Origin of the sequence: Bradyrhizobium sp. 41S5, from assembly GCF_011516665.3 — a bacterium.
In the GTDB taxonomy this organism is placed as follows: Bacteria; Pseudomonadota; Alphaproteobacteria; order Rhizobiales; family Xanthobacteraceae; genus Bradyrhizobium; species Bradyrhizobium quebecense.
The window spans coordinates 163,814-187,763 of the sequence record NZ_CP083721.1 but is presented as its reverse complement, the minus strand read 5'-3'; the positions used below and the strand labels follow the sequence as shown (position 1 = coordinate 187,763).

26 protein-coding genes and 2 pseudogenes are annotated in these 23,950 nt (G+C 63.4%); 16 read left to right on the top strand and 12 right to left on the bottom strand.

The features are described 5' to 3' along the window. Positions 1–4: 4 nt before the first annotated feature. Positions 5–953 (top strand): IS630 family transposase gene (locus HAP47_RS00960; RefSeq protein WP_173637148.1). Its coding sequence is split into 2 segments (ribosomal slippage): positions 5–340 and positions 342–953, totalling 948 coding nucleotides; the frame shifts between segments, so codons are not numbered across the junction. Between the two features lie 306 nt (positions 954–1,259). Here the strand turns inward: HAP47_RS00960 and HAP47_RS00955 are convergent. After that, entirely contained in the window at positions 1,260–2,462 is a 1,203-nt protein-coding gene (locus HAP47_RS00955) for a penicillin-binding protein activator (protein ID WP_173639825.1), read from the bottom strand. A gap of 315 nt (positions 2,463–2,777) precedes the next feature. Here HAP47_RS00955 and rsmI point away from each other — a divergent pair, with 315 nt between their 5' ends. The 6 genes and pseudogenes from rsmI (at position 2,778) to HAP47_RS00925 (ending at position 7,393) form a co-directional block, all read left to right on the top strand. Next, positions 2,778–3,731: a 16S rRNA (cytidine(1402)-2'-O)-methyltransferase gene (gene rsmI / locus HAP47_RS00950; protein WP_173639826.1), complete on the top strand. Its 954-nt coding sequence runs from the start codon at positions 2,778–2,780 to the stop codon at positions 3,729–3,731. Further along, a complete protein-coding gene (locus tag HAP47_RS00945) occupies positions 3,718–4,101 on the top strand; it encodes a YraN family protein (protein ID WP_173639827.1) in 384 nt (127 codons plus the stop codon). Before rsmI ends, HAP47_RS00945 begins: the two co-directional genes overlap by 14 nt. Positions 4,102–4,131: 30 nt before the next feature. Further along, complete coding sequence (gene gshB / locus HAP47_RS00940) at positions 4,132–5,079, top strand: glutathione synthase (protein WP_173639828.1); 948 nt, start codon at positions 4,132–4,134, stop codon at positions 5,077–5,079. 189 nt (positions 5,080–5,268) lie between these two features. After that, positions 5,269–6,240 (top strand): MBL fold metallo-hydrolase, encoded by a 972-nt coding sequence (locus HAP47_RS00935; protein WP_173639829.1) that lies wholly within the window; start codon positions 5,269–5,271, stop codon positions 6,238–6,240. A 106-nt stretch (positions 6,241–6,346) separates the two neighbouring features. Beyond that, positions 6,347–7,081 (top strand): annotated as a pseudogene (locus tag HAP47_RS00930) (magnesium chelatase domain-containing protein); the annotation flags it as partial. Positions 7,082–7,108: 27 nt separating this feature from the next. Then, entirely contained in the window at positions 7,109–7,393 is a 285-nt protein-coding gene (locus HAP47_RS00925) for a hypothetical protein (RefSeq protein WP_173639830.1), read from the top strand. Here the strand turns inward: HAP47_RS00925 and HAP47_RS00920 are convergent, their stop codons facing one another. After that, positions 7,394–7,546: a hypothetical protein gene (locus HAP47_RS00920; RefSeq protein WP_173639831.1), complete on the bottom strand. Its 153-nt coding sequence runs from the start codon at positions 7,544–7,546 to the stop codon at positions 7,394–7,396. Between the two features lie 162 nt (positions 7,547–7,708). Between HAP47_RS00920 and HAP47_RS00915 the strand changes: the two genes are divergently transcribed. Then, positions 7,709–8,272 (top strand): hypothetical protein, encoded by a 564-nt coding sequence (locus tag HAP47_RS00915; RefSeq protein ID WP_173639832.1) that lies wholly within the window; start codon positions 7,709–7,711, stop codon positions 8,270–8,272. Between the two features lie 228 nt (positions 8,273–8,500). Here the strand turns inward: HAP47_RS00915 and HAP47_RS00910 are convergent, their stop codons facing one another. Further along, on the bottom strand, positions 8,501–8,743 hold the full coding sequence (locus tag HAP47_RS00910) for a helix-turn-helix domain-containing protein (protein ID WP_173639833.1): 243 nt from the start codon (positions 8,741–8,743) through the stop codon (positions 8,501–8,503). Positions 8,744–8,821: 78 nt separating this feature from the next. On the opposite strand from HAP47_RS00910, the gene HAP47_RS00905 reads away from it, so the two are divergent. Then, positions 8,822–9,808 carry an IS1595 family transposase gene (locus HAP47_RS00905; RefSeq protein WP_173639834.1) on the top strand — a complete coding sequence of 329 codons (987 nt, stop codon included), beginning with the start codon at positions 8,822–8,824 and terminating at the stop codon, positions 9,806–9,808. A 197-nt stretch (positions 9,809–10,005) separates the two neighbouring features. Here the strand turns inward: HAP47_RS00905 and HAP47_RS00900 are convergent, their stop codons facing one another. Together HAP47_RS00900 and HAP47_RS00895 are read right to left on the bottom strand one after the other, a co-directional pair. Continuing rightward, positions 10,006–10,611 carry a Panacea domain-containing protein gene (locus tag HAP47_RS00900; RefSeq protein WP_173639835.1) on the bottom strand — a complete coding sequence of 202 codons (606 nt, stop codon included), beginning with the start codon at positions 10,609–10,611 and terminating at the stop codon, positions 10,006–10,008. 102 nt (positions 10,612–10,713) lie between these two features. Further along, positions 10,714–11,148 carry a hypothetical protein gene (locus tag HAP47_RS00895; protein ID WP_173639836.1) on the bottom strand — a complete coding sequence of 145 codons (435 nt, stop codon included), beginning with the start codon at positions 11,146–11,148 and terminating at the stop codon, positions 10,714–10,716. Positions 11,149–11,239: 91 nt separating this feature from the next. On the opposite strand from HAP47_RS00895, the pseudogene HAP47_RS00890 reads away from it, so the two are divergent. The 3 genes and pseudogenes from HAP47_RS00890 to HAP47_RS00880 form a co-directional block, all read left to right on the top strand. Next, positions 11,240–12,058, top strand: a pseudogene (locus HAP47_RS00890) (ATP-binding protein); the annotation flags it as partial. Positions 12,059–12,177: 119 nt separating this feature from the next. Continuing rightward, positions 12,178–12,696 carry a hypothetical protein gene (locus HAP47_RS00885; protein WP_176396245.1) on the top strand — a complete coding sequence of 173 codons (519 nt, stop codon included), beginning with the start codon at positions 12,178–12,180 and terminating at the stop codon, positions 12,694–12,696. 103 nt (positions 12,697–12,799) lie between these two features. Continuing rightward, positions 12,800–15,061, top strand: coding sequence for a PAS domain-containing hybrid sensor histidine kinase/response regulator (locus tag HAP47_RS00880; protein ID WP_173639838.1), 2,262 nt, complete (start codon positions 12,800–12,802; stop codon positions 15,059–15,061). Between the two features lie 84 nt (positions 15,062–15,145). On the opposite strand, the gene coaA is transcribed toward HAP47_RS00880, so the two are convergent. From coaA to hisB, 7 genes are all read right to left on the bottom strand, one after another. After that, positions 15,146–16,102: a type I pantothenate kinase gene (gene coaA / locus HAP47_RS00875; protein ID WP_173640724.1), complete on the bottom strand. Its 957-nt coding sequence runs from the start codon at positions 16,100–16,102 to the stop codon at positions 15,146–15,148. A gap of 35 nt (positions 16,103–16,137) precedes the next feature. Then, positions 16,138–16,461, bottom strand: coding sequence for a phosphoribosyl-ATP diphosphatase (locus tag HAP47_RS00870; RefSeq protein ID WP_173639839.1), 324 nt, complete (start codon positions 16,459–16,461; stop codon positions 16,138–16,140). Between the two features lie 168 nt (positions 16,462–16,629). Next, the gene (hisF, locus tag HAP47_RS00865) at positions 16,630–17,406 is read right to left on the bottom strand and encodes an imidazole glycerol phosphate synthase subunit HisF (RefSeq protein ID WP_092121002.1); all 777 of its coding nucleotides are present in this window, start codon (positions 17,404–17,406) and stop codon (positions 16,630–16,632) included. 11 nt (positions 17,407–17,417) lie between these two features. Beyond that, complete coding sequence (gene hisA, locus HAP47_RS00860) at positions 17,418–18,149, bottom strand: 1-(5-phosphoribosyl)-5-[(5-phosphoribosylamino)methylideneamino]imidazole-4-carboxamide isomerase (RefSeq protein ID WP_173639840.1); 732 nt, start codon at positions 18,147–18,149, stop codon at positions 17,418–17,420. After that, the gene (gene hisH / locus HAP47_RS00855; RefSeq protein WP_050401279.1) at positions 18,146–18,796 is read right to left on the bottom strand and encodes an imidazole glycerol phosphate synthase subunit HisH; all 651 of its coding nucleotides are present in this window, start codon (positions 18,794–18,796) and stop codon (positions 18,146–18,148) included. Before hisH ends, hisA begins: the two co-directional genes overlap by 4 nt. Next, positions 18,793–19,323 (bottom strand): DUF2628 domain-containing protein, encoded by a 531-nt coding sequence (locus tag HAP47_RS00850; protein ID WP_173639841.1) that lies wholly within the window; start codon positions 19,321–19,323, stop codon positions 18,793–18,795. The genes hisH and HAP47_RS00850 overlap by 4 nt, the downstream gene beginning before the upstream one ends. An 86-nt stretch (positions 19,324–19,409) precedes the next feature. Beyond that, the gene (hisB, locus tag HAP47_RS00845; protein WP_173639842.1) at positions 19,410–20,003 is read right to left on the bottom strand and encodes an imidazoleglycerol-phosphate dehydratase HisB; all 594 of its coding nucleotides are present in this window, start codon (positions 20,001–20,003) and stop codon (positions 19,410–19,412) included. Between the two features lie 182 nt (positions 20,004–20,185). Between hisB and hslV the strand changes: the two genes are divergently transcribed. The 4 genes from hslV to HAP47_RS00825 all read left to right on the top strand — a co-directional run bounded on the left by hslV (position 20,186) and on the right by HAP47_RS00825 (position 23,876). After that, the gene (hslV, locus tag HAP47_RS00840; protein ID WP_173639843.1) at positions 20,186–20,743 is read left to right on the top strand and encodes an ATP-dependent protease subunit HslV; all 558 of its coding nucleotides are present in this window, start codon (positions 20,186–20,188) and stop codon (positions 20,741–20,743) included. 2 nt (positions 20,744–20,745) lie between these two features. Then, positions 20,746–21,231, top strand: a complete 486-nt coding sequence (locus HAP47_RS00835) for a GNAT family N-acetyltransferase (RefSeq protein WP_173639844.1) — start codon at positions 20,746–20,748, stop codon at positions 21,229–21,231. 61 nt (positions 21,232–21,292) lie between these two features. Further along, a complete protein-coding gene (hslU, locus tag HAP47_RS00830) occupies positions 21,293–22,597 on the top strand; it encodes an ATP-dependent protease ATPase subunit HslU (RefSeq protein WP_173639845.1) in 1,305 nt (434 codons plus the stop codon). A 148-nt stretch (positions 22,598–22,745) separates the two neighbouring features. Then, positions 22,746–23,876 (top strand): hypothetical protein, encoded by a 1,131-nt coding sequence (locus HAP47_RS00825; RefSeq protein ID WP_173639846.1) that lies wholly within the window; start codon positions 22,746–22,748, stop codon positions 23,874–23,876. The last annotated feature ends 74 nt before the right edge of the window (positions 23,877–23,950 follow it).

Genomic DNA, 23,950 nt, shown 5'->3' with positions numbered 1-23,950 from the left:
TCGCATGACCCGACCTCTTTCCCTGGATCTTCGCGAGCGTGTGGTGGCGTCGGTTTTGGCGGGCGAGAGCTGCCGATCTGTGGCGGAACGGTTTGGTGTTGCGGTCTCGTCGGTTGTGAAGTGGTCACAGCGGCAGCGGGCGACCGGCTCGGTTGCGCCCGGCAAGATGGGCGGTCACCGCAAGCCCTTGCTTGATCCGCATCGTGCCTTCATTGTCGAGCGGATCATTCAGACGCCGCACCTGACGCTGCATGGTCTGAAGGCGGAACTGGCAGCTCGTGGGGTCAAGGTCTCACACAACGCGGTCTGGCTGTTCCTGCGCCGGGAAGGGCTGCGGTTCAAAAAAAACACTGTTCGCCCTCGAACAAGCGCGCGCCGACGTCTCTCGTAGGCGCCAGCGTTGGCGATCCTGGCAGGCCGGACTTGATCCGGGCCGGCTCGTCTTCATCGATGAGACTTGGATCAAGACCAACATGGCCCCTTTGCGGGGCTGGGGCCCCAAGGGCGCACGCCTGCGCGGCTTCGCCCCGCACGGTCACTGGCGTACCCTCACATTCCTCGGCGCGCTCCGCCATGACCAACTCACGGCACCCTGCGTCTTCGACGGCCCGATCAACGGCGAATGCTTCTGCGCTTATGTGAAGCACCTTCTCCTGCCAACCCTGCGCGAAGGCGACATCGTCATTCTCGACAACCTCGGAAGCCACAAGTCGAAAGCTGTCAGGCAAATGATCCAGGCTGCTGGCGCCAGGCTCTGGTACCTGCCGCCATACTCGCCCGACCTCAACCCGATCGAACAGGCCTTCTCCAAGATCAAACACTGGATGCGGCAGGCTCAGAGGCGCACCGTCGAAGACACTTGGCGCCACATCGGTCACCTCGTTCAGGACATCCAGCCTCGCGAATGCGCAAACTACTTCGCAAACGCCGGTTATGCTTCAGTCAAAATGTGAAACGCTCTAGAGCCTATCCCGTTCGGATTGAATCGGAACGGGGCTCTAGATTCTTGTTTTGACGCATTTTCTTCACGCGAACCGGTATCCACTTCGCTCGAAAACGCTCCAAAGCATGATCCGGAAAAGTGCGAAGCGGTTTTCCGGAAAGATCATGCTCAAACAAGGAGCTAATGCGCGATGACGATTCAACCTAATCTCATCGCGCTTTAGCGTGCACGCTGCCAAAATATCGAAAACAACCCCATGCAAAGTAGCTGGCGGGTTCCGGCGCTCGACAAGGCAGCTTGACCGCCTGACGAAAAATTAAGCGCCAAAGCTCTTCGGCGAGCCGGCGACCGGCGTGCCGCCGCCGGACGCCACCTTCATGACGGCAAGGCCGCGTTCATTGGTGCCGTCGGAGCGGAAACGAAACAGACCGTCGATGCCGGCAAAGCCGGATGGATTTGTCAGCGTCTCCGGCGCAAAGCGCTGCGCGCCCTGGGTGCGCGCCAGCGCCGCCATCAGCGCCACGGCGTCATAGGCAAGCGTTGCTGTGCGCACCGGCTCGCCGCCGTATTTGGCGCGATAACGGCCGGCGAAGCTGCGGAAACCGGACGGATCGGGCGCGGCGTAGAGGCCGCCCTGCAAGACGGGGCTCGCGAACACCCGCGGATTGTCCCACAGCCCGGTGCCGAGCAGTTGGATGTTGCGCAGATTGGCGCCCGCTGTGGTGAGTGCGTCGGCGGTCGCGACCACCGAATCGCCGTCGTCGGCGATCAGCAGCGCGTCGGCCTGGCCGAGTGCCTGGGCGACGGTCCGCGCCGGCGTCGCGCGGTCGGCGCCATACTTCTCGAAGGCGATCACGCGGCCGTTCTTGCGGCCGACCGCCTGCTTGAATGCGGCCTCGACCACGTTGCCATAGGCGTTGTCCGGTACCATCGCGGCGAACGAGCGCTTTCCGATCCCGGCGGAGTAGTCGACGATCCGATTGATGTCGGACTCCGGCAGGAAACTCAGCAGATAGACGCCGTGCCCGGCGACGCTGGAATCGGTGGAGAATGCGATCACCGAGGTTCCGCGCGGCCGCGTCAGTTGCGCGGTGGCCGGCACGGAGCCTGCGAACAGCGGTCCCAGAATGATCTCGGCGCCTTCGGACAGCGCCTGCTGGGTGCCCTGCGCCGCGCCCTGCGGGCTGCCGCCATCGTCCTTGATCAGGAGCTGGATGTTCGGGTTCTGAAATTCCGCGAGCGCCATTTCGGCGGCGTTCCGCATCGATTGCGAGGCCAGCCCGGCATTGCCGGAGGCCGACAGCGGCAGGATCAGCCCGATCTTGACCTGCCCGGTGCCAACCGCCTGCGGCTGCTGCTGCTGACCGGCGGGCAGGTCCTGGTTACCGCTGGAGAATTGGCTCAAGCTCTGCTGCACGCCTGAACAGGCCGCGAGCAACGGCGCGCCCGCAATCAGACCAAGCGCGGTTCGCCGGGTCGTGCCATCAGGCGGGGACGTGCGGTGATGCGGGCCTTCCATCGTCTCTCTTCTCTTGGCCGATCGGCCAGGACTCCATCCAGCTCTGATGAGGCGGGTGGATTCAGGCATATTGTCGGCGAATAGTTAACTAAAACAAAAGGATTATGGCCTCGCGGCGCCGTTGCCGCGGCTCCCGTTTCCCTCAGCAACCGCCTACCGTCATCGCGGTTTCCGGATGTGGCGCAAGTGCTGCCATCCCTCTAGAGCCTATCCCGTTCCGATTGAATCGGAACGAGGCTCTAGTTTCTTGTTTTGACGCGTTTTCTTCACGCGAACCGGTATCCACTTCGCTCGAAAACGCTCTAGATTGCCATTATGCGCGCAAAAGCCAGTTCCCTCCACCATTCCGATGCCACGACAGGCACTGCGGCCAGGACCTTTTCGATCGGCGGCCAGCAGCTGGCGGCGCCAAAGGCCGCGCCCGGGCTCCATCTGGTGGCGACCCCGATCGGCAATCTCGCCGACGTCACCCTGCGCGCGCTGGAGACGCTGGCGGGCGTCGACGTCATCGCCTGCGAGGACACCAGGATTACGCGCCGGCTGACCGAGCGTTATGCGATCACCGCCGAGCTGGCGCTCTACCACGAGCACAACGCGGCGCAGGCGCGGCCAAAGATCCTCGAACGGCTGGCGCAGGGCGCCTCGATCGCACTGGTGTCCGACGCCGGCACGCCGCTGATCTCCGATCCAGGCTTCAAGCTGGTGCGCGACGTCTGCGCCGCCGGGCATGCCGTCATCGCGGTGCCGGGGCCATCGTCGGTGCTGAGCGCGCTGTCGGTTGCGGCGCTGCCGACCGACCGGTTCTTCTTCGAGGGATTCTTGCCGGCGAAGGAGCACGCGCGCCGCGCGCGGCTTACCGAGCTCGCCCGGATCGATGCGACGCTCGTGATGTTCGAATCGGGCAATCGCGTGCAGGACACGCTGCGCGATCTCGCCGCCATCATGGCTGGTCGCGATGCGGCGATCTGTCGCGAGCTGACCAAACTGCACGAGGAGGTCAAGCGCGCGCCGGTCGCCGAGCTTGCGGCAGACGCGGAGGCGCTGGAGACGCGCGGCGAGTTCGTGCTCGTGATTGGACCGCCGGCCGATGATGCCGGGATGATGGGCCAGGATGCGCTCGACGATCTTCTGCGCGCGCAGCTTGGCCGCGGCAGCGTCAAGGATGCAGTGGCCCATGCGGTCGAGCTGTCGGGCCGGCCGCGCCGCGAAGTCTACGCGCGCGCCCTCGAGCTCGCGAAGACCATCGGGGACGGCGATGGCGAAGACTGACAGCGCCTCGCCCGAACGAGTCGCCGCGTTCCGCACCGGCATCTCGGCCGAGAGCCGCGCCGCGGCCCTTCTGATCGCCAAGGGCTATCGCATCCTGGCGAGGCGCTTCCGCACCCCCTATGGCGAGATCGACCTCGTCGCGCGGCGGCGCAATCTGCTCGCCTTCGTCGAGGTCAAGGCCCGTGCCAGCCTCGATGAGGCCGCCTATGCGGTGACGCCGCGCCAGCAGCAGCGCATCGTCAACGCCGCCCAGGCCTGGCTGATGGCGCATCCCGAACATGCCGAATTTGATCTCAGATTCGACGCCGTGCTGATTGCGCCGAAGAGCCTGCCGCGCCATCTGTTAGCGGCATTCGACGCAAGCTCTTAAAGTTACCCTCAGACCTCGCGGGATACGCCTATGAAATTGAACGTCGCCGTCCAGATGGATCCCATCGCGCGCATCAACGTCCGCGGCGATTCGACCTTTGCGCTGCTGCTCGAGGCGCAGAAGCGCGGCCACGGCATTTCCTATTACACGCCCGACAAGCTGTCGCTGCGCGGCGAGGAGCTGGTGGCGCCGGTGCAGCCTCTCACCGTGCGCGACGAGGTCGGCGATCACTTCACATTGGGCGAGCCGAAGCGGGAGCCGCTCAACGGCTTCGACGTCGTGCTGCTGCGGCAGGACCCGCCGTTCGATCTCGCCTACATCACCTCGACGCACTTTTTGGAGCGCATCCATCCGAAGACCCTGGTCGTCAACAATCCGGCCAGCGTGCGCGACGCGCCCGAAAAGCTGTTCGTGATGAATTTCCAGCAGCTGATGCCGCCGACCCTGATCTCGCGCGACCTCGACGAGATCAACGCCTTCCGCGACCAGCACGGCGCCGTCGTCATGAAACCGCTGCACGGCCATGGCGGGGCTGCGGTCTTCCGCGTGATGCCGCAGGACATGAACTTCGGCTCGCTGTTCGACATGTTCTCGGTCACCTTCAGGGAGCCTTGGGTGATCCAGCGCTTCCTCCCCGAGGTGAAGCATGGCGACAAACGCATCATCCTGGTCGACGGCGAATTCGCCGGCGCCGTCAACCGCGTGCCGGCGCCCGACGATCTGCGCTCCAACATGGTGCGCGGCGGTGCGGCCAAGGCGACCGAGCTCTCCGATCGCGAGCGCGAAATCTGCGCCACGCTCGGACCTGCGCTGCGCGAACGCGGCCTGCTGTTCGTCGGCATCGACGTGATCGACGGCAACCTGACCGAGATCAACGTGACCTCGCCGACCGGAATCCGCGCCATTCAGCGGCTCAACGGCCCGGATGTCGCAGCGATGATCTGGGATACCATCGAGAAGAAGCGCGCCGCGAAATAATCCTCCTCGCTTGTGCGCTGCACATGCAGGTTGAGCTCTCGCCAGAGTTCGACCGCGCACCCGTTCGCCTTATTCTTCTTGCCAGCTTGCGCGGGCGAAGGCAGCATCCTCTTGCCTGCGTCAGGTCAAGCGGCGGGCCAACGCGGGCGACAACGCGAAAATCTCATAAAAATTGTGGAGGAAGACGTTATGACGCTCAATGTCTCACGACGATCCTTGCTCGCGCTCGGTGCCGGTCTCGGCGCCAGCACACTGCTCGGCGGCACCGCGCAGGCACGCGCGCCGAAGCTCGGCACGCAGACACCCTATTGGCACCGCTTCGTTCTCGGCGATGCCGAAGTGACCGTCGTCTCCGACGGCCCGCTTCCGCTCGGCGATCCCTCCGGCACCTTCACCGGCGTGCCGAAGGAAGAAGTGAAGAAGATGCTCTCCGACAATTTCCTCTCGCCCGACAATGTCGTGCTCGAGCAGAACTCGCCGATCGTCAACATGGGCGACAGACTGATCCTGTTCGATACCGGCATGGGCACCTCGAAGGCCTTCGGTCCGACCACTGGCCGGCAGCAGAAGAGCATGCAGGAAGCCGGCATCAAGCCGGAGGACATCGACGCCGTCGTGCTGTCGCACGCGCACATCGATCATATCGGCGGCATTGTCGATGCCGACAATAAGCCGCTGTTCCCGAATGCGCAGTACTACATCGCGCAAAGCGATCTCGATTTCTGGACCGACGAAGGCAAGATGGGCAGTCCGTTGAAGGACTTTGTGGTGCACGCCCGAAAGAACCTGCTGCCGGTGCGCGACCGCATCGTGTTCTTCAAGGACGGCCAGGAATTCCTGCCCGGCGTGCAGGCGATCGCGGCGCCCGGCCACACCGTGGGCCACACCATCTTCATGGTGAGTTCGGGCGGCAAGTCCTTTGCCTTCCTCGGCGACCTCTCGCATCACGCGGTGCTGCTCTTGGAGCGGCCGCGGATGGAGTTCTCCTACGACACCGATCCGAAGCAGGCAGCGGGCTCGCGGGTCAAGCTGCTGGAGATGCTGGCCGCGAACAAGACGCCGGTGATGTCCTATCACTTCGCCTGGCCGGGCTACGGCCATGTAGCCAAGGCCGGCGAGGGCTTCCACTACTATCCGGAACCGATGCAAATGACGCTCTGACGGCGGCGCATCCGGGGGCGGCGCGCGTCGCCCCCGGATGTTCCCTTAATGTTCTTGCGTTAGGCAGCCCGTTCCGCTACCTTCGATTGCGGAAGATAGGGGCAGCATGGTCCAGCGGGTTTCCACCGTCGCATTCGAGGGGATCGAGGCCCGCGCGGTCGACGTACAGGTCCAGGTCGCGCCGGGGTTGCCGGCGTTCGCGATCGTCGGCCTGCCCGACAAGGCGGTGTCGGAGGCGCGCGAACGGGTGCGCTCGGCGCTGATCGCCTCCGGCCTCGCGCTTCCCGCCCGCCGCATCACCGTCAACCTCGCGCCGGCCGACCTGCCCAAGGAGGGCAGCCATTACGACCTGCCGATTGCGCTCGGCCTGATGGCGGCGATCGGGGCGATCCCGCCGGATGCGCTCGGCGGCTTCACCGTGCTCGGCGAGCTCGGGCTCGACGGCTCGATCGCAGCCGTTGCGGGCGTGCTGCCTGCGGCGATCGGCGCCAATTCGCGCGACGAGGGATTGATCTGTCCGGCCGCCTGCGGCTCGGAAGCCGCCTGGGCGAGCCCGGACATCCAGATCATCGCGGCTCACTCGCTGATCCAGATCGCCAATCACTTCAAGGGCACGCAGGTGCTGTCGCGGCCGCAGCCGAAGGTACATGAACGCGAGGAAACGCTGCTGGACCTGCGCGACATCAAGGGCCAGGAGAGCGCGAAACGCGCGCTCGAGATCGCGGCCGCCGGCGGACATCATTTGCTCATGATGGGCTCGCCCGGCGCCGGCAAATCAATGCTGGCGGCGCGGCTGCCTTCGATCCTGCCGCCGCTGTCGCCGTCCGAATTGCTCGGCATTAGGTAGCAAACTCACCAAAGGCAAAACATGAGCAAATCGCGCCGAAAGGCGGCGGTTGGCGCTGGTCATCCGCTGGTATTGATTGAATGGGTGGACGCTAGCCGTTTGTCGGGCGGCTGGATGGACTACGGCGATATCCCCGATCCGTACCTGCACCGCTGCATCAGCGTCGGCTTTCTGGTCTCAGAGAATGCCAAGGCCAAAATAGTTGTGCCGACCATCGCGGATGTCGAGCATCCCGATAATCGGCACACCTTCGGCGGCATGATGATTCCCAAGTCCGCAATCCTTTCAGAAAGGCGGCTCAGGTGATCATTTACCCTTCGGACGTTTCGCACCCTGACGAGCGGCAACCGACAAATCAGCCATGACGCGGGCAGCTACCGGACTGCCTTTCTTAAGGCCACCGCTTGCCTTTGAGCCAGTGCTGCTCTTGGGCGGAATAATGCGCTCTTTCTTCGCCATCTCTTTTCCTTTCGCGGGACGGCCTGACGAGATGTCAGGTCCACAACCTAGGCGAATCATTCGCCCAGGAAGACTCGCATTGCGGGCAGGGACAAGGTTCCCGTCAACAAGACTCACGACTTATCCACAGGCATGATTTTGGGTGAAAACAGGAACGTGACAATGATAAATATCATGCTAGACTTGACTGAGCCAAGTTCCGAGGCCTATAAGCTGGTCATCATGACCACGGATTCATTTACCCTTCTCAGGGCCCGACGCAGGGAAATTGCCGAGGAAGCGAAAGAGCTGAGGACGCGGCTGCAAGCCCTTGAATCAGAGGATGGCGAGCTTGAGTCGGCGGAGAAGGTGCTACTTCGGTTCGGCGCAGTCCCCAGCGAACCTGTCGCTCGTCCAGCCTCGGATTTCTCCTCCGGAAAGCCGGAGGGCACCCCGACCACGCCCAACATGATTTTGTCGCTTCTTAAGGAGGCCAAGGCTCAAGGTAAGGAAGGGCTTGAGCCCAAAGAGATGCAAATAGCGATCGCGCGTAGGTGGTGGCCATCCGTGAAATCCGAGGATGTTGGCCCGACGGCTTGGCGCATGTGGAAAGATGGCCGTCTCGATAAGGAGGGCTCACTCTACAAGATCAAGGTAGTGTTCCCGACCTTGGGGCTGATTGAGAAGGCCGATCCAGAATTAGCGGAGTTTCTGAGTTCTGACCTGTCGGAGGATCAAAAAGAATAAGGCCGGAGCTTTTGGCCCCGGCCCTAGATCGGGGGTGGCATAGTGCGGGCTGTCGGTTGTCCACCTGGCGCGCCCGAGGGTGCAAGTCCCTCCACCTCCACCGCCTCCTCTACCTGCGTCAACAGGTAGGGTCGGAAGACCCCGTAAAGGGGTCGGAACGGGTCGCCTTCGATTTGACACGGGGGCGGCCCGTTCTTCTTTTATCCTAATCGACTCCGCCGAATCCGTCTAGGACAAACTGTCCTTACGGTTCTTAGGAACGCTGATTCCACTAGCTTTATCATCGTCCGAAAATGAGATTCCGCCCTTTTCCAAAGCAGCTCTCATTGCCGTTAGATTGTTTCGTGTCGGCTCTCGGCGTCCCGCCTCAAAGTCACGAACGGTCGAAACGCCCACGCTCGCGGCTTTTGCAAGCGCGTCTTGAGGCCAATTTAGCCATGCTCGGGCGGCTCGACACTGTTCCGGCGACATCCTCGCAAACTAGTGATCTAGCGGAATACCGTCAAGGTCATAGATTTTCGTTGACGCCATCACTTTCATCACTTATCAATGAGGTCAACGGAAACCGTTGGTCTCATGTCGCAACACTTCCTTCTCACGGCAAGGGCGAGGTCGCTAAGTTTAGCGAAGGTCGCCCGTTTGTCGGACGAGGAAGCCTACCAGACCTTCAAGCTGATCCGCTGGGCCGCCACTAATGGCGAGCCGTTCTGCCCCAAGTGCGGCTGCGTCGCGGTCTACACCTACCAGACCCGCAAGCTGTTCAAGTGCAAGGGCTGCGACCACCAATTCAGCGTCACGTCCGGGACGATCTTCGCCAGCCGTAAGCTGCCGATCCGCGACTACCTTTTAGCAATTGCGATCTTCGTCAACGGCGCGAAGGGCCATAGCGCGCTCCAACTGAGCCGCGACCTGGATTGCCAGTACAAGACGGCTTTCGTGATGGCGCACAAAATCCGCGAAGCCCTCGCGTCGGAAGCCAACGGCGCGACCGTTTCAGGCGAGGTCGAAGTGGACGGCGCGTACTTTGGCGGCCACGTTCGCCCGGCCAATCGTCGCACAGATCGCAAGGACCGTCGCCTTGCTGAAAACCAGACCGGTAAGCGCCGCGTGGTTGTGATCATGCGCGAGCGCGGCGGCCGCACGCTGCCCTTCGTGTTCAAGTCGGAAGATGCTTCGGTTGTTACGATTGCCCGCACCGTTTCGCCCGGTAGCACCGTCTACGCTGACGAGGCCGCGCATTGGGACGCGCTACATGCGCGCTTCCTGACGAAGCGGATCAATCACAGTGAAGCCTATTCGGACGGCGAGGCCTGCACCAATCAAGCTGAGTCGTTTTTCTCGCGCTTGCGTCGCGCTGAGATCGGCATTCATCACCATGTCGCCGGTCCGTATCTATCAGCTTATGCTAGCGAGATGGCTTGGCGCGAGAACAATCGCCGCATTAGCAATGGCGAGCAGTATTTGATGGCCGCCGACGCAGCTCTACAGCATCCGGTATCGCGAAATTGGAAGGGTTATTGGCAACGAACTAAATAACAGCAAGGCTCCAGAGCGTGACGCTCCTATCAAAGGCAACGATTTCGTACAGAACCATAACCGTCGGGATGCCGTGCATCCTTGGTGTCTCATACACCCACATATTCTGAAGCTTAGGATGCTGCACGCCCGCTTTGTAAGGATTGAACTCTAGCTCGTCCATCATTGCGAGAAGGAGGTCATTCAAACGCGGGAAGTTACTGGCGCGCTTCAAGTAGGCGGCTTCGAAAAACGGAGCCGTCCGTGAGAACCACTTGGTTGGATTGCGCGGACTGATCAGCAACGGTTTTCGCCTCGGCTTCAGCCCATTCGAGGGCTTCTAACGAAACTTCTGACGGATACAACAGGAACGCTGAATGATAGGGAATTTCATCGCCAAACTCTACCATTTCCCAAGGAGCTTGATGACTGTACTCGCTGATAGTTTTTGCGGTGTTATCGGAGCAGACAAAGTCAATCACCTCGTCCAAGAGAACTATCTCTTCTTTCGACAGGCGCGAAATATCCGGCGCTACTAAAGGTACGTATTCTTTTTTTGTGAAGCCGAAAAAGTTTACATCATGGATTTCAAGCTTTCGCTCTGCCGTTAGTTCCCGCAGTACGGGCAGTAGCGAATCAGTAGTTGGTCCATGCTTGCGCTTCTTATAGGTCGCCCCCGTAACGGGACCACCTGTCCACGCGTAGCGAATCATATCTAAAAAATAGAGAACCTTGTTTAGCTTCACCGCCCCGAGTTTAGACCGCTCGCTCTTATGGCAAGTGTAGAGGATTACATCCTTAAACTTTGCCCGGTTGAACTGCATGTGTGCGCCATCTCGAAAAGCCAATAACGCGACAGTACACGAAATGTTCTTATTGGTCAACTATTTGATTTTTAATGAAGAATCAGGAATCCGAGCAACAGGTTAGCGGGATATCTCCCAAAGCATATACTGCCCCGGCCCCTGATCGCACCGGACAAGGCCGTTCTCCCGCTGCCCGCGAAGCGCAACCCCAACGCGCTTTGTCATGAGCCGCAAGAGCCGCTGATCGCTCTTATCCAAGGCCCGCTCGACAAGTAGCTGTAGGGCGATATCCCGCGTCGTAAGCGGTTCTGCGGCCTGCCTGAGAACGCTCAGGATAATCCGGGACATCTGGCCACGATTGCTCCAATCCTTCGGCGGCCGGAAGGCCTTGGCCCTGATGGTCTCAACCCGGTAGTCCGGATCAAACTGTAGGATGGTCGCGTCTAGGCTCTCCAAGTCCAAGACCATCTTTCGCAGGGCTTCATGGGTGTTTTCGATATCGCCAGCTAGCTGCGCCCTACGCCTTACCAGCCCGCCCAAAACCAACTCGCTCATAGCCATCTCCGTGCAGGTGCCTGCACGAATGGTAACTAGGCGGGCAGCATTGCCGCCAGCCGTGGCAAGGTGAGTTTGCTACCTAATGCCGGAATTGCTCGAAGTCTCGATGATCGCGTCCGTCGCCGGCGAGATCCGCGACGGCGCGTTGACCGCGCGGCGCCCGTTCCGCAGCCCGCACCATTCCGCCAGCATGGCGGCGCTGACCGGCGGCGGCATGCGCGCCAAGCCGGGCGAGATCTCGCTCGCGCATCAGGGCGTGCTGTTCCTCGATGAATTGCCGGAGTTCGATCCGCGCGTGCTGGATTCGCTTCGCCAGCCGCTGGAGAACGGCGAGGTTTCGGTGAGCCGGGCCAACCATCGCGTCACCTATCCGGCGCGCTTCATGCTGGTCGCGGCGATGAACCCGTGCCGCTGCGGCCACGCCTATGAGCCCGGCTATTCCTGCAAGCGCGGCCGGCTCGACCGCTGCACCGCCGACTACCAGATGCGGATCTCCGGGCCGCTGATGGATCGCATCGACCTGCGGATCGAGGTGCCGGCCGTCACCGCAGCCGATCTGATCCTGCCGCCGCCTGCGGAGGGTTCGGCCGAGGTCGCCGCACGCGTCGCGGCCGCGCGCGACATCCAGCTCGCGCGCTACGCGGCGGCCGGCATGCCGCATGTCCGCACCAATGCGGAAGCGCCGAGCGCGCTGCTCGAGACCATCGCGCAGCCCGACGCGCATGGCCAGAAGCTGCTCCGCGAGGCGGCCGAGAACATGCACCTCACCGCGCGCGGTTATCACCGCGTGCTGCGAGTGGCGCGCACGCTCGCCGACCTCGACGGCGCCGAGACGATCGGCCGGTTGCATCTCGCCGAAGCGCTGTCCTATCGTGCATTGGCCGACGATTTGCGCCGCGCGGCATGATCTCCCCCGTTTTCCGCCCGGTGCCCGCCGCGTCAACGCGACAGTAACCACTCTCATTTACGCTCCGCAAACCATAAGCACCGCGATCCGCGGCAAGCTTGGGTCGAGCGAGTTGTGTCATGTTGCGTATGAAGGTTTTGGCCTCGGTGGTCCCCCTTGCCGTGGCCGCGGTATTCGCCCGCGCTGAGTTCCTGCCGGGTCCCCGGCCCTGCATCGAGGTGGGCAATGCCACGATGCAGATCGCATCAGTCCCCTGGCAGGCGCAGCTTCACGTCAGCTTCACCGAGGACCCCAGCCTTGCCACCGTCCGGGTCCGGATCGCCGACAGCGCCGAGGCCGCCGACTTCACGGTGATCGACGACATCGACGATGCCGAGTCCGGCGCCTGCGAAAGCAATTCGGTGCCGCAGCTGATCGGGATTTCCAGCGCGCCGACCGCAACCGGCCCGATCATCTATCTTTCCCATGACGGTCCGTTCGATTATCGCGTCTACGTGCAGTCGAAGACGTTCTCAGTGCGCGATGCCGCGGCCCTGATCGTCAGCGTGCGCGGCGGACACCGCCGCCTCGAGGCGGCATCGCTCGCGTCGCACGCGCGCTTCCGCGACCAGACAATGGCGGAGTTAACCTCCCGCTAACCCTGTTCCGAGGGCGGCGCGAAACGGCCACCAACCTCAAGCACTTTTCAAGGTGGCCGACGCATCGTCATCGCCAGATCGGGCACTCTCAGGACCACCATTGATGGGGCGTTTCTTCCGGATCAAGTTGCGCCTTCGCCGCTTCCTGCGGCGCCATTCCTGGGTCGCGACGATCGTCCGTTCCTTCACGATCTTCTCCGTCGCATTCGGCGGTGCCTTCGGGTTCATTTCCGGCGCCCTCTCGCAACACAGCGGCTACGATCCCAATACATTCGCGATCGGCGTCAGCTTCCTGTTCGCGCTCGCCTGTCTCTGGATCGTGACGCTCGGCATCCGCTTGCGGCTGATGCGCAGAAGGTTGCGCACCATCGCCATGCACAATGAGGCGATGGCCGACCGCAACTGGGAACTGCAGGAGGCCGAACAGCGCGCCTCCACCCTGTTCGAGGCGCAGGACGATTTGATCGTGCTGCGCGACCTCGACGGCCTCATCACCTATGCCAACGACGCCTATTGCGAGCTGGCACAGATCCCCCGCAGCGAATTGATCGGCAGCACCGCTACCCTCAAGGTGCTCGAACAGGGCGATACCGCGCTCGAATCCAACGGCACACGGGTCTACGACCAGAAGATCGAGGGACCGCTCGGGCCGCGCTGGATCGCCTGGCGCGAGGGCCTCGTGCGCAACGATGCCGGCGCGCCGGCCGAGATGCAGAGCGTCGGCCGCGACGTCACCGATCGCACCGAAAGCGAGCACGCGCTGGCCGAAGCCCGCGATCAGGCCGACGCCGCCAACCGCGCCAAATCGCGCTTCCTTGCGATGGCAAGCCACGAGATCCGCACCCCGCTGAACGGGATCATCGGCATGAGCGGACTGCTGATGGACACCCAGCTGACGCCGGAGCAGACGACCTACGTCAAGGCGGTCAAGACCTCCGGCGACGCGCTGCTCGCGCTGATCGAGGAGCTGCTCGACTATTCCAAGATCGAGGCCGGCAAGATCGATCTGGAACACCGCGCCTTCGCGCTGTCCGGCCTGATCGAGGATATCACCGAGCTGCTGGCGCCGCGCGCGCAGGCCAAGGGCATCGAGATCGCCGCCTATGTCGACGAGCGGCTGCCGATGCAGGTGACCGGCGACGCCGCGCGGCTGCGTCAGGTGCTGCTCAATCTCGCCGGCAACGCCATCAAGTTCACCGCGACCGGCGGCGTGGCGCTGATCGTCGAGCCCGGCATCTGGCCGAACGAGATCAGCTTCCTGGTTCGCGACACCGGCATCGGCATCGCACCGGAGGCGCAGCAGCGCATCTTCCGGGAGTTCGAGCAGGCCGACGACCGCATCGCGCGCAGCTATGGCGGCACTGGCCTCGGCCTCTCGATCAGCGACCGCATCGTCAAGCGGATGGGCGGCCGGATCTCGCTTGCAAGCACGCCGGGCGCGGGCTCGACTTTCGAGGTCTCGATCCCGCTGGCCGCCGTCGACACCGGCGAGACCAATGGCTTCACGGCGCCCGACCTCGCCGGCCATTCCATCATGCTGGTCGCACCGCACAGCATCGAGGCTTCGCTGATCTCGCGGCGATTGCAGCGCTGGGGCGCGCAGACCTGCATCGTGTCGGATGCCAATGTTGCCGAGGCATTGCTGCCGGAGCGGAGCTGGCACACGGTCCTGATCGATCACACGCTCGGCACGGAGGCGATCGAGGCGTTCGCCAACGCTGCTCGCATCCACGCGACCCATCGCATCGTGATGGTCACGCCGGCGACGCGGCACGACCTTTCGGCCTCCGATGCAGCCGTGTTCACGGGCTATCTGGTCAAGCCGCTGCGTGCGTCGTCGCTCGCCGCACGCCTGACCGCGTCACCCGAAATCGCCGCTCCAAGCTTTGTGATGCCAAGCCTTGCGATCGAGACGTCCGCGCCCACTGCGCCGGCGGCCGCGCCACCGGGGCTCTCGATCCTGGTTGCGGAAGACAATGAGATCAACGCGCTCCTGATGCGCTCGCTGCTCGCCCGGCTCGGCCACACCGTCGTCATCACCACCAATGGCGAGCAGGCCATGGAATCCTGGCTCTCGGCGACGTCGGCCGGCACGCCTTACGATCTCGTGCTGATGGACATCCAGATGCCGCGCCTCAACGGCATCGAGACCACGAAGCAGATCCGCGCCCACGAGTCCGGCGGGCTGGCCGGCCAGTCCGGACGCCGGACGCCGATCCTGGCGCTGACAGCCAACACGCTGGTGGAGGATCGCTACGCCTGCTTCGAAGCCGGCATGGATGGTTTTCTGATCAAGCCGCTCGACCGCGAGAAGCTCGAAGAAGCGCTGGCGACCCTTGCCGCCGCGCGGCATATCGCGGCGTAGGCGGCCAAAACCTCTCCAGTGTCGTCCCCGTGTTCGCGGGGACGACAGCTGTGATGTCGCTCGTTCGCTGAGATGCGGTGAAGACTACAGCCGGCGGAGCGCGACCGACTGCACCACATGATCGGCGCCCTTCTTCAGGATCAGCGTCGCGCGCGGCCGCGTCGGCAGGATGTTGTCCTCGAGATTGGCGAGGTTGGTGCGCTCCCAGATCGCGATCGCGGTTGCGGTCGCTTCCTCGTCCGACAGCAGCGCATAGCGGTGGAAGTAGGACCTTGGATCGGTGAACGCGGTGTCGCGCAGCGCCAGGAAGCGCTTGATGTACCACTGCCGCAGCGCGGACTCGTCGGCGTCGATATAGACCGAGAAATCGAAGAAGTCGGAAACGAACGGCACCGCCTTGCCGTCGCGGGGCAGCCGCCCGGTCTGCAGCACGTTGACGCCCTCGACGATCAGGATATCGGGCTGGTCGATCTCGACCCATTTGTTTGGCACGATGTCATAGGTCAGATGCGAATAGACCGGCGCGCGCACGCGGCGCCGGCCGGCCTTGATGTCGCTGAGGAACGCCAGCAGCGTTGGCAGATCGTAGCTTTCCGGAAAGCCCTTCTTCTGCATGATGCCCTGCCGCTCGAGCACGGCATTCGGAAACAGAAAACCGTCGGTCGTGATCAGGTCGACCTTCGGACGCGGCGACCAGCGCGCCAACAGCGCCTGCAGCACGCGGGCCGTGGTCGACTTGCCGACCGCGACGGAGCCTGCGACGCCGACGATATAGGGCATCTTGCGGTCGCGGATGTTGAGGAACTGGCGCTGCGAATAATACAGCCGCTGGGTCGCATCGACATAAATGGAGAGCAGTCGCGACAACGGCAGATAGATGTCCTCGACCTCCTGCAAATCGAGGCGGTCGTGCATCGAACGCAGGCGGTCGAACTCGCCCGGCTCGAGTGTCATTGGCGTATCGTCGCGCAGATGCGACCATTGCTGGCGCGTGAAGGTGCGATAGGGGTTGTACTGCTGATCTGGTGCCCGGATGTCCATGAGGCCGCCCCTCTCAATGCGCTCGATCATGTGCGCTAGTCGCGCTTGCGCGACGCCTTCTCTTCCAGTCCCGACATCGAGGTGCGCTTCTCCAGCGCGGCCTCGACATCCTCCAGTTTCACGCCGCGCGATTTCAACAGAACCAGCAGGTGAAATACGAGATCGGCACTCTCAGCGATGAGATGATCGCGGTCATTCTCGACCGCGGCGATCACGGTCTCGATCGCCTCCTCGCCCAATTTCTTGGCGCAATGCTCCGCGCCCTTGTCGAGCAGCTTGCGGGTATAGGACGCCTCGCCGCCCGTTGCAGCGCGGGCGTCGATGGTGGCGGCCAGATCGTGGACAGTGAAACGCGACATCAACTCAACTCAAGCATGCGCACCGGGACCGCTCTGGTGCCATCCCTAGGTGGGGGCTTAGCATTTTTGTGACAAGGAGTCCCCAACCACGCTGTTTGAGCGTGGTCTTTTCGGAAGACCGGTCTCCACTTTGCGCTAACGCGGCCGTACCGGTCCGGACCATGCACGCTAGGGATCGAGGCGCATCGGCAGGCCGGCGCGCACCATGTGATCCTTGGCCTGGCGGATGGTAAATTCCCCGAAGTGGAAGATCGACGCGGCCAGCACGCCGGTGGCATGACCCTCGCGGACGCCATCGACCAGATGATCGAGATTGCCGACGCCACCGGACGCGATAACCGGTACGGGGACACTGTCCGCGATCGCCCGGGTCAGCGGCAAGTCAAAACCCTGCCTCGTGCCGTCCCGGTCCATCGAGGTCAGCAGGATTTCGCCGGCGCCGAGCGCGACGACCTCCTGGGCATATTCGATGGCATCGATACCGGTGGCATTACGCCCACCATGGGTAAATATCTCCCAGCGCTCGGAACCGCCGGCGCGCTTGACCCGCTTGGCGTCGATCGCGACCACGATGCATTGCTCGCCGTACTTCTCGGCCGCCTCCTTGACGAATTCGCGGCGGCTGACGGCCGCTGAATTGATCGAGACCTTGTCGGCGCCGGACCGCAGCAGGGTCTTGATGTCGTCGACCGTGCGGACGCCGCCGCCCACGGTCAGCGGCATGAAGCATGCCTCCGCCGTCCGCCGCACCACGTCCAGCATGATGCCGCGGTTCTCATGGGTCGCGGTGATGTCGAGGAAGGTGAGTTCGTCGGCGCCGGCGGCGTCATAGGCGATCGCGGCCTCGACCGGGTCGCCGGCGTCGCGCAAATCGACGAAATTGACGCCCTTGACCACGCGCCCGTCCTTGACGTCGAGACAGGGGATCACGCGAACCTTGAACATGTCTCTGTCTCCTAAGCCGCGCTGCGGATCAGCTTGAGCGCGGCGGCCGGATCAAGCCGCCCGTCGTAGAGCGCGCGGCCGACGATGGCGCCGGCGAGCTTTTTGGCACGGGGCTCCAGCAGCGCCTTGACGTCGTCGATCGAGGCAAAGCCGCCGGAGGCGATCACCGGAATAGAGATACGGTCGGCGAGGGCGATCGTGGCGTCGAGATTGAGGCCCTTGAGCAGGCCGTCGCGGGCGATGTCGGTAAAGATGATCGCGGCGACGCCGGCGTCCTCGAAGCGTTGCGCGATCTCGAGCGCCGTCACATGCGAGGTTTCGGCCCAGCCCTCGACCGCGACCTTGCCGTCGCGCGCATCGAGGCCCACCGCGACGCGGCCGGGGAATTTCCTTGCCGCGCCCTTCACCAGCTCCGGATCGCGCACCGCCGCGGTGCCGATGATGACGCGCGTAATGCCCTTGTCGAGCCAGGCCTCGATGGTCTTGAGGTCGCGGATGCCGCCGCCGAGTTGCACCGGCATGGTGACGGCCTTCAGCATCGCCTCCACCGCATGGGCGTTCATCGGCTTGCCGGCGAAGGCACCGTCGAGATCGACGACATGGAGATATTCGAAGCCCTGCGCGGCGAAGCTCGCCGCCTGCGCCGCCGGATCGAGATTGAACACGGTGGCGCGCGCCATGTCGCCCTGCTCCAGGCGCACGCACTGGCCGTTCTTCAGATCAACCGCTGGAAAGAGAATCACGGCTTCCACTTCAAGAAATTGGAGATCAGAGCGAGGCCGAAGCGCTGGCTCTTCTCGGGGTGAAACTGGGTACCGACCGCGGTGTCCTTGCCGACGATCGCGGTCACCGGCCCGCCATAGTCGGCGCGCGCCAGCACGTCCGCCTCGTTGGCGGCGTTGAGGTGATAGGAGTGCACGAAATAGGCGTGACGCCCCTTCGGTCCGAGCGGCAGTCGCTCCAGCACCGGGTGCTCGCGCACCATGTCGAGTGTATTCCAGCCCATGTGCGGGACCTTCAGGCTCTCGTCGCGCGGCTCGATCTTCACGACATCGCCGCCGATCCAGTTGAAGCCCTCGGTGATGACGTGTTCCTTGCCGCGCGTCGCCATCAGCTGCATGCCGACGCAGATGCCGAAGAACGGCCGCGCCTTGACCCGCACCGCCTCGGTGAGTGCTTCCAGCATGCCGTCGACTGCGTCGACGCCGCGGCGGCAATCGGCGAACGCGCCGACACCGGGCAGCACGATCCGATCGGCGCGATACACCGCATCGGGATCGCGCGTCACCTTGATGGCTTGCGGATCCTCCATGCTGCGCGCGGCGCGCTCAAAGGCCTTCGCCGCCGAATGCAGATTGCCGGAGCCGTAATCGATGATTGCAACGGTCATCGCGATCCTCCTGGCTCTGGAAACAATCCGATGATGCCGCCCTGCGGCATCGGCGGGGGTTTTGAGAATGATTGACCGGGAACGTCCCGGGTCGGAGGCGGTCCGCCGCGATCGACAGACCGCTGGTCGTTTGAGACGCCGCGATGCCGCGCGGTCCAGCGCTCGAAGAAGCGGCGCTCGGCCGCGTCTATGTTGTCGGCCACGACGATGTCGAGCTGGCGCCACTTGCGCCGAGACAGCGTCCAGCGTTGCAACGTCGCGGCCTCCAGCCCGATCAGCACCATCAACACCAGGTCGACGAGCAAGATCGCGCCGCGGCCGATCCCGAGCTTGGCCAGCGCGAAATCGATCGCGAAGGTCAGCACTAGCCAGCCGATCAGCGCCAGCCAGAGCCTGTTCCAGGCCAGCCAGATCACGCCGGCGACTGCGGCCCAGAAATGGAAGCCGTCGCGCACGAAGACGAACTTGTCGGCCGCCGCGAGATCGGCGCCGTTGGCCACGGGGGCATGCACTGTATAGACCGGCATCGAACGCTCCGCCGAGGATGGACTTTTACTTACCGCATGATCTCCGGAACAACCGGTGCCACCGTGTCCGGATCATGCTCCCGGGGTCAGCCGCCGAGCTGACCCTTTGTCGAGGGCACTTCGCCCTGGGCACGCGGATCGATCGCAACCGCGCTCCGGAGTGCCCTCGCCAAACCCTTGAAACAGGATTCGGAGATATGATGGCTGTTTTCGCCATATAGGGTCTCGACGTGCAGAGTCACGCCGGCGTTCATCGCGAAGGCGTTGAACCATTCGCGCACCAGTTCGGTGTCGAACTCGCCGATCTTGTCGCGCGGGAACTCGACCTTGAACACCAGCACCGGGCGGCCGGAAATGTCGATCACGACCCGCGACAGCGTCTCGTCCATCGGCATGTGGATCGAGGCGTAGCGGGTGATGCCGGCCATGTTGCCGAGCGCCTGCTTCACGGCCTGCCCGAGCGCGATTCCGACGTCTTCGGTGGTGTGGTGGTAATCGACATGGAGGTCGCCATCCGCCTTCACCGTGATGTCGATGCGCGAATGCCGGGCCAGGAGGTCGAGCATATGGTCGAAGAAGCCGATCCCGGTCGAAACCGTGGATACGCCTGCTCCGTCGAGGTTGACCGTCACCTCGATGTCGGTCTCCTTGGTCTTGCGCTTGATGGTTGCCGTGCGCATGAAGATTGAGCTTTCCCGTGCCGAAAACGCCGGTCTTTTAACAGGCTGATGTCACCTTCGCTACTGCGGGATGACCCCGACACGCCCTAACTTCGGGCCATGGTGACCGGAATTCCTTGCTAAATCGCCCGATTGTAACCCCCTGCCCGACCGCCTAAATCTGCCCGGAAGAGAGGTAACCTATGCAAGCATCCCAAAATGAGCTGCCGGTCTGGCATGGCACCACGATCTGTACGGTCCGCAAGGGCGGCAAGGTGGTGATCGGCGGCGACGGGCAGGTCTCGATCGGCCAGACCGTGATCAAGGCCAACGCCAAGAAGGTCCGGCGGATCGGCAAAGGCGACGTGATCGGCGGCTTTGCCGGCGCCACCGCCGACGCCTTCACCCTGTTCGAGCGGCTGGAGAGCAAGCTGGAGCAATATCCGGGGCAGCTGACCCGGGCGGCCGTCGAGCTCGCCAAGGATTGGCGGACCGACCGTTATCTGCGCCGGCTGGAGGCCATGATGATCGTGGCCGACAAGGACGTCTCCCTGGTGCTGACCGGTACTGGCGACGTACTGGAGCCCGAATCCGGCGTCATGGCGATCGGCTCCGGCGGCAATTACGCCCTCGCCGCGGCCCGCGCGCTGGTCGATACCGACAAGGACGCCGAGGCCATCGTGCGCCGCGCGCTGGATATCGCCGCCGATATCTGCGTCTACACCAACCGGAACGTGACGATCGAGACGATCGGCGGCTGAGCATGGCCGGCCCCTATCATTTCCGCCCGATGACCACGGCCGACCTGCCGCAGATCAAGCGGTGGCTGGCGCTGCCGCATGTCCGCCAATGGTGGGGCGAGCCGGCCGAGCAATATGCGCTCGTGAGCGGCGACCTCGACGAGCCGGCGATGGACCAGTTCATCGTTGCCGCCAAGGGCAACGATTTCGGCTACATCCAGTGCTACGACCTGACGGCGTGGAATTCCGGCTTCGGCAAGCAACCGGAAGGCACTCGCGGCATCGATCTCTTCATCGGCGCGTCCGACATGGTGGCGGGCGGCCACGGCTCGGCGCTGATCCGCGCCTTTGTCGACGACCGGCTGGCGCAAGGCGCGCCACGCATCGTCACCGATCCCAACCCGGCCAATGCGCGTGCCGTGCGCGCCTATGCGAAAGCGGGCTTTCGGGAGGCCGGAATGGTCGATACGCCTGATGGGCCAGCGCTGCTGATGATCCGCGACAAATGACCCAAAGCGCGGGCGCGGAACGGCGCTTGCCGAGACCATTCTTTCAACCTAGCTAGAGCCAATGACCGACTTCTCCCCCCGCGAAATCGTTTCTGAACTTGACCGTTTCATCGTCGGCCAGGCCGATGCCAAGCGCGCGGTCTCGATCGCGCTGCGCAACCGCTGGCGGCGGCTGCAGCTTGCCGGTTCCCTGCGCGAGGAGGTTCTGCCCAAGAACATCCTGATGATCGGGCCGACCGGCGTCGGCAAGACCGAGATCGCGCGGCGGCTGGCCAAGCTTGCAGGCGCACCGTTCCTCAAGGTCGAAGCCACCAAGTTCACCGAGGTCGGCTATGTCGGCCGCGACGTCGAGCAGATCGTCCGCGACCTCGTCGAGGTGGCGATTTCGCAGACCCGCGAGCGCAAGCGCAAGGACGTCCAGGCCCGTGCCCAGCTCGCCGCCGAGGAGCGCGTGCTGGATGCGCTGGTCGGCCCCGGAGCGAGCCCGGCGACGCGGGAGTCGTTCCGCAAGAAGCTGCGCGCCGGCGAGCTCAACGACAAGGAAATCGAGATCGAGACGCAGTCGGGGGGCAGCGGCATGCCGATGTTCGAAATCCCGGGCATGCCCGGCGCCCAGATGGGCGCGATCTCGCTCGGCGACATCTTCGGCAAGATGGGCGGACGCAGCAAGACCCGCCGCCTGACGGTGGAAGGCTCGCACGAGATCCTCGTCAACGAGGAATCCGACAAGCTGCTCGACACCGACCAGCTGGTGCAGGAGGCGATCAGCGCCGTCGAGAACAACGGCATCGTCTTCCTCGACGAGATCGACAAGATCTGCGTGCGCGAGAACCGCCAGGGCGGCGACGTCTCGCGCGAAGGCGTGCAGCGCGATCTGCTGCCGCTGATCGAGGGCACCACGGTCTCGACCAAGCACGGCGCGGTCAAGACCGACCACATCCTGTTCATCGCCTCGGGCGCCTTCCATATCGCCAAGCCGTCGGACCTCTTGCCGGAGTTGCAGGGTCGCCTGCCGATCCGGGTCGAGCTGCAGGCGCTGTCCCGCGACGACATGCGCCGGATCCTGACTGAGCCCGAAGCATCGCTGATCAAGCAATATGTCGCGCTGCTGAAGACCGAGGGCGTCACGCTGGACATCACCGACGGCGCCATCGACGCGCTGGCCGACGTTGCCGTTGCGGTCAATTCCACGGTCGAGAATATCGGTGCGCGGCGGTTGCAGACCGTGATGGAGCGGGTGCTGGACGAGATCTCCTTCACCGCGCCCGATCGCCACGGCGAGACCATCCAGGTCGACGCCGATTACGTGACCAAGCATGTCGGCGACCTCGCCAAGAACGCCGATCTGAGCCGGTTTATTTTGTAGGCAGCCCAGCTAAGATCGTCGTCCCTGCGAAAGCAGGGACCCATAACCACCGGCACCCGTCGTTGAAGCAAGCCGCAGCACCAGTCCTCGTCAAACGCGGCCCTGTGGTTATGGGTCCCGGCTCGCGCTTCGCTTGGCCGGGACGACAATGAGTTTGAACGTAGGATGGTGGCAAAACCCCTGGCGCTTGATGCTGGCCGTCAATGCGGCGGTGCTGGTCGGGTTATTCCTGCACAAGATCGCGCTGCCGCCCTTTGTCCCGTACATCCACCTGCTGGTCGACTATCACTACGGCTTCACCAAGCGCGCGCTGATCGGCGCGATCGTGTCGCTGTTCACCGACAAGGTGCCGGTGTGGCTGGTGTTCGCGCTGGCCGGCGCGATCTGGCTGGTGACGCTCGCCCTGTTCGTCAAACTGTTCCAGCGGACATTCGGCTTCGACGACGCGCATTGGCCGCAGTTCGTCTTCATCGCGGGATCGCCATTCTTCCTGAAGAATTTCATGCACACGCTCGGCCATTTCGACATCTATGGCTGTGCGCTGACGATCGTGCTGCTGCTGATCCCGGCGCGCTCGGTCCTCTATGTGCTGATCGCGGCGCTGTTCTCGATCCTGCTGATCCTGATCCATCACATCTTCGTCCTGATGTATGTTCCGACCATCGCGGCGATCGTGGTACTGCGCTTCTATCTGATGCAACGCGTGACGCCGCGGGACATCGCCATCGGCTTTATAGCGCTCGCGGCGGTCGGCATCCTGTTCCTGGTCGCGCAGTTCGCGGGCACGGTCGAGGTCCCCTATGACGAATTCATCCGTCACCTGCAGAGCCGGATGGCCGATCCGTCGCGGACCGACCTGCTTCAGTTCGGCTACATCTGGTACCAGCCGCTGTCGAAGGAGTTCGCCGACACCTGGGCGCGGATGCCCTCGAACATCCTGGGCGTCCCGGTGTTTGCGCTGCTGATCTGGCTGCACACGCCGCTGTGGCGCTATTTCGCGCGGCTGATCGGCGCGCTTGCGAATGAACTGCATCGGCAGATCGTGTTCGCCGCACTCATCATGATCAGCGCCGGCTATTTCGTGATGTTCGTGACCGTGTTCGATTATTCGCGCTGGATCTCGAACTGGGCGGTCTGCATGTTCCTGATGCTGCACGCCACCAGGATGCTGCCGGCGTCGAAGGACGTGCCACCGATCCCGTCAGACGATCGCAAGACGACGACCTTCGGCTGGATCGTTACGCTGATCCCTCGCGTCGGGATCGTCAGACCCTTTTAGCTTTTGAGCATGATCTCAGCGCAAACGCGTCGCGTTTGTCGCGGTAAAACCGCTTCACACTTTTGCGGATCATA

Excerpts from the sequence above, each read along its gene's own strand:
- HAP47_RS00955 (WP_173639825.1), bottom strand. The coding sequence starts at position 2,462 with ATGGAAGGCCCGCATCACCGCACGTCCCCGCCTGATGGCACGACCCGG.
- rsmI (WP_173639826.1), top strand. The coding sequence starts at position 2,778 with ATGCGCGCAAAAGCCAGTTCCCTCCACCATTCCGATGCCACGACAGGC.
- HAP47_RS00945 (WP_173639827.1), top strand. The coding sequence starts at position 3,718 with ATGGCGAAGACTGACAGCGCCTCGCCCGAACGAGTCGCCGCGTTCCGC.
- gshB (WP_173639828.1), top strand. The coding sequence starts at position 4,132 with ATGAAATTGAACGTCGCCGTCCAGATGGATCCCATCGCGCGCATCAAC.
- HAP47_RS00935 (WP_173639829.1), top strand. The coding sequence starts at position 5,269 with ATGACGCTCAATGTCTCACGACGATCCTTGCTCGCGCTCGGTGCCGGT.
- HAP47_RS00925 (WP_173639830.1), top strand. The coding sequence starts at position 7,109 with ATGAGCAAATCGCGCCGAAAGGCGGCGGTTGGCGCTGGTCATCCGCTG.
- HAP47_RS00920 (WP_173639831.1), bottom strand. The coding sequence starts at position 7,546 with ATGGCGAAGAAAGAGCGCATTATTCCGCCCAAGAGCAGCACTGGCTCA.
- HAP47_RS00915 (WP_173639832.1), top strand. The coding sequence starts at position 7,709 with ATGATAAATATCATGCTAGACTTGACTGAGCCAAGTTCCGAGGCCTAT.
- HAP47_RS00910 (WP_173639833.1), bottom strand. The coding sequence starts at position 8,743 with ATGTCGCCGGAACAGTGTCGAGCCGCCCGAGCATGGCTAAATTGGCCT.
- HAP47_RS00905 (WP_173639834.1), top strand. The coding sequence starts at position 8,822 with ATGAGGTCAACGGAAACCGTTGGTCTCATGTCGCAACACTTCCTTCTC.
- HAP47_RS00900 (WP_173639835.1), bottom strand. The coding sequence starts at position 10,611 with ATGCAGTTCAACCGGGCAAAGTTTAAGGATGTAATCCTCTACACTTGC.
- HAP47_RS00895 (WP_173639836.1), bottom strand. The coding sequence starts at position 11,148 with ATGAGCGAGTTGGTTTTGGGCGGGCTGGTAAGGCGTAGGGCGCAGCTA.
- HAP47_RS00885 (WP_176396245.1), top strand. The coding sequence starts at position 12,178 with ATGTTGCGTATGAAGGTTTTGGCCTCGGTGGTCCCCCTTGCCGTGGCC.
- HAP47_RS00880 (WP_173639838.1), top strand. The coding sequence starts at position 12,800 with ATGGGGCGTTTCTTCCGGATCAAGTTGCGCCTTCGCCGCTTCCTGCGG.
- coaA (WP_173640724.1), bottom strand. The coding sequence starts at position 16,102 with ATGGACATCCGGGCACCAGATCAGCAGTACAACCCCTATCGCACCTTC.
- HAP47_RS00870 (WP_173639839.1), bottom strand. The coding sequence starts at position 16,461 with ATGTCGCGTTTCACTGTCCACGATCTGGCCGCCACCATCGACGCCCGC.
- hisF (WP_092121002.1), bottom strand. The coding sequence starts at position 17,406 with ATGTTCAAGGTTCGCGTGATCCCCTGTCTCGACGTCAAGGACGGGCGC.
- hisH (WP_050401279.1), bottom strand. The coding sequence starts at position 18,796 with ATGACCGTTGCAATCATCGATTACGGCTCCGGCAATCTGCATTCGGCG.
- HAP47_RS00850 (WP_173639841.1), bottom strand. The coding sequence starts at position 19,323 with ATGCCGGTCTATACAGTGCATGCCCCCGTGGCCAACGGCGCCGATCTC.
- hisB (WP_173639842.1), bottom strand. The coding sequence starts at position 20,003 with ATGCGCACGGCAACCATCAAGCGCAAGACCAAGGAGACCGACATCGAG.
- hslV (WP_173639843.1), top strand. The coding sequence starts at position 20,186 with ATGCAAGCATCCCAAAATGAGCTGCCGGTCTGGCATGGCACCACGATC.
- HAP47_RS00835 (WP_173639844.1), top strand. The coding sequence starts at position 20,746 with ATGGCCGGCCCCTATCATTTCCGCCCGATGACCACGGCCGACCTGCCG.
- hslU (WP_173639845.1), top strand. The coding sequence starts at position 21,293 with ATGACCGACTTCTCCCCCCGCGAAATCGTTTCTGAACTTGACCGTTTC.
- HAP47_RS00825 (WP_173639846.1), top strand. The coding sequence starts at position 22,746 with ATGAGTTTGAACGTAGGATGGTGGCAAAACCCCTGGCGCTTGATGCTG.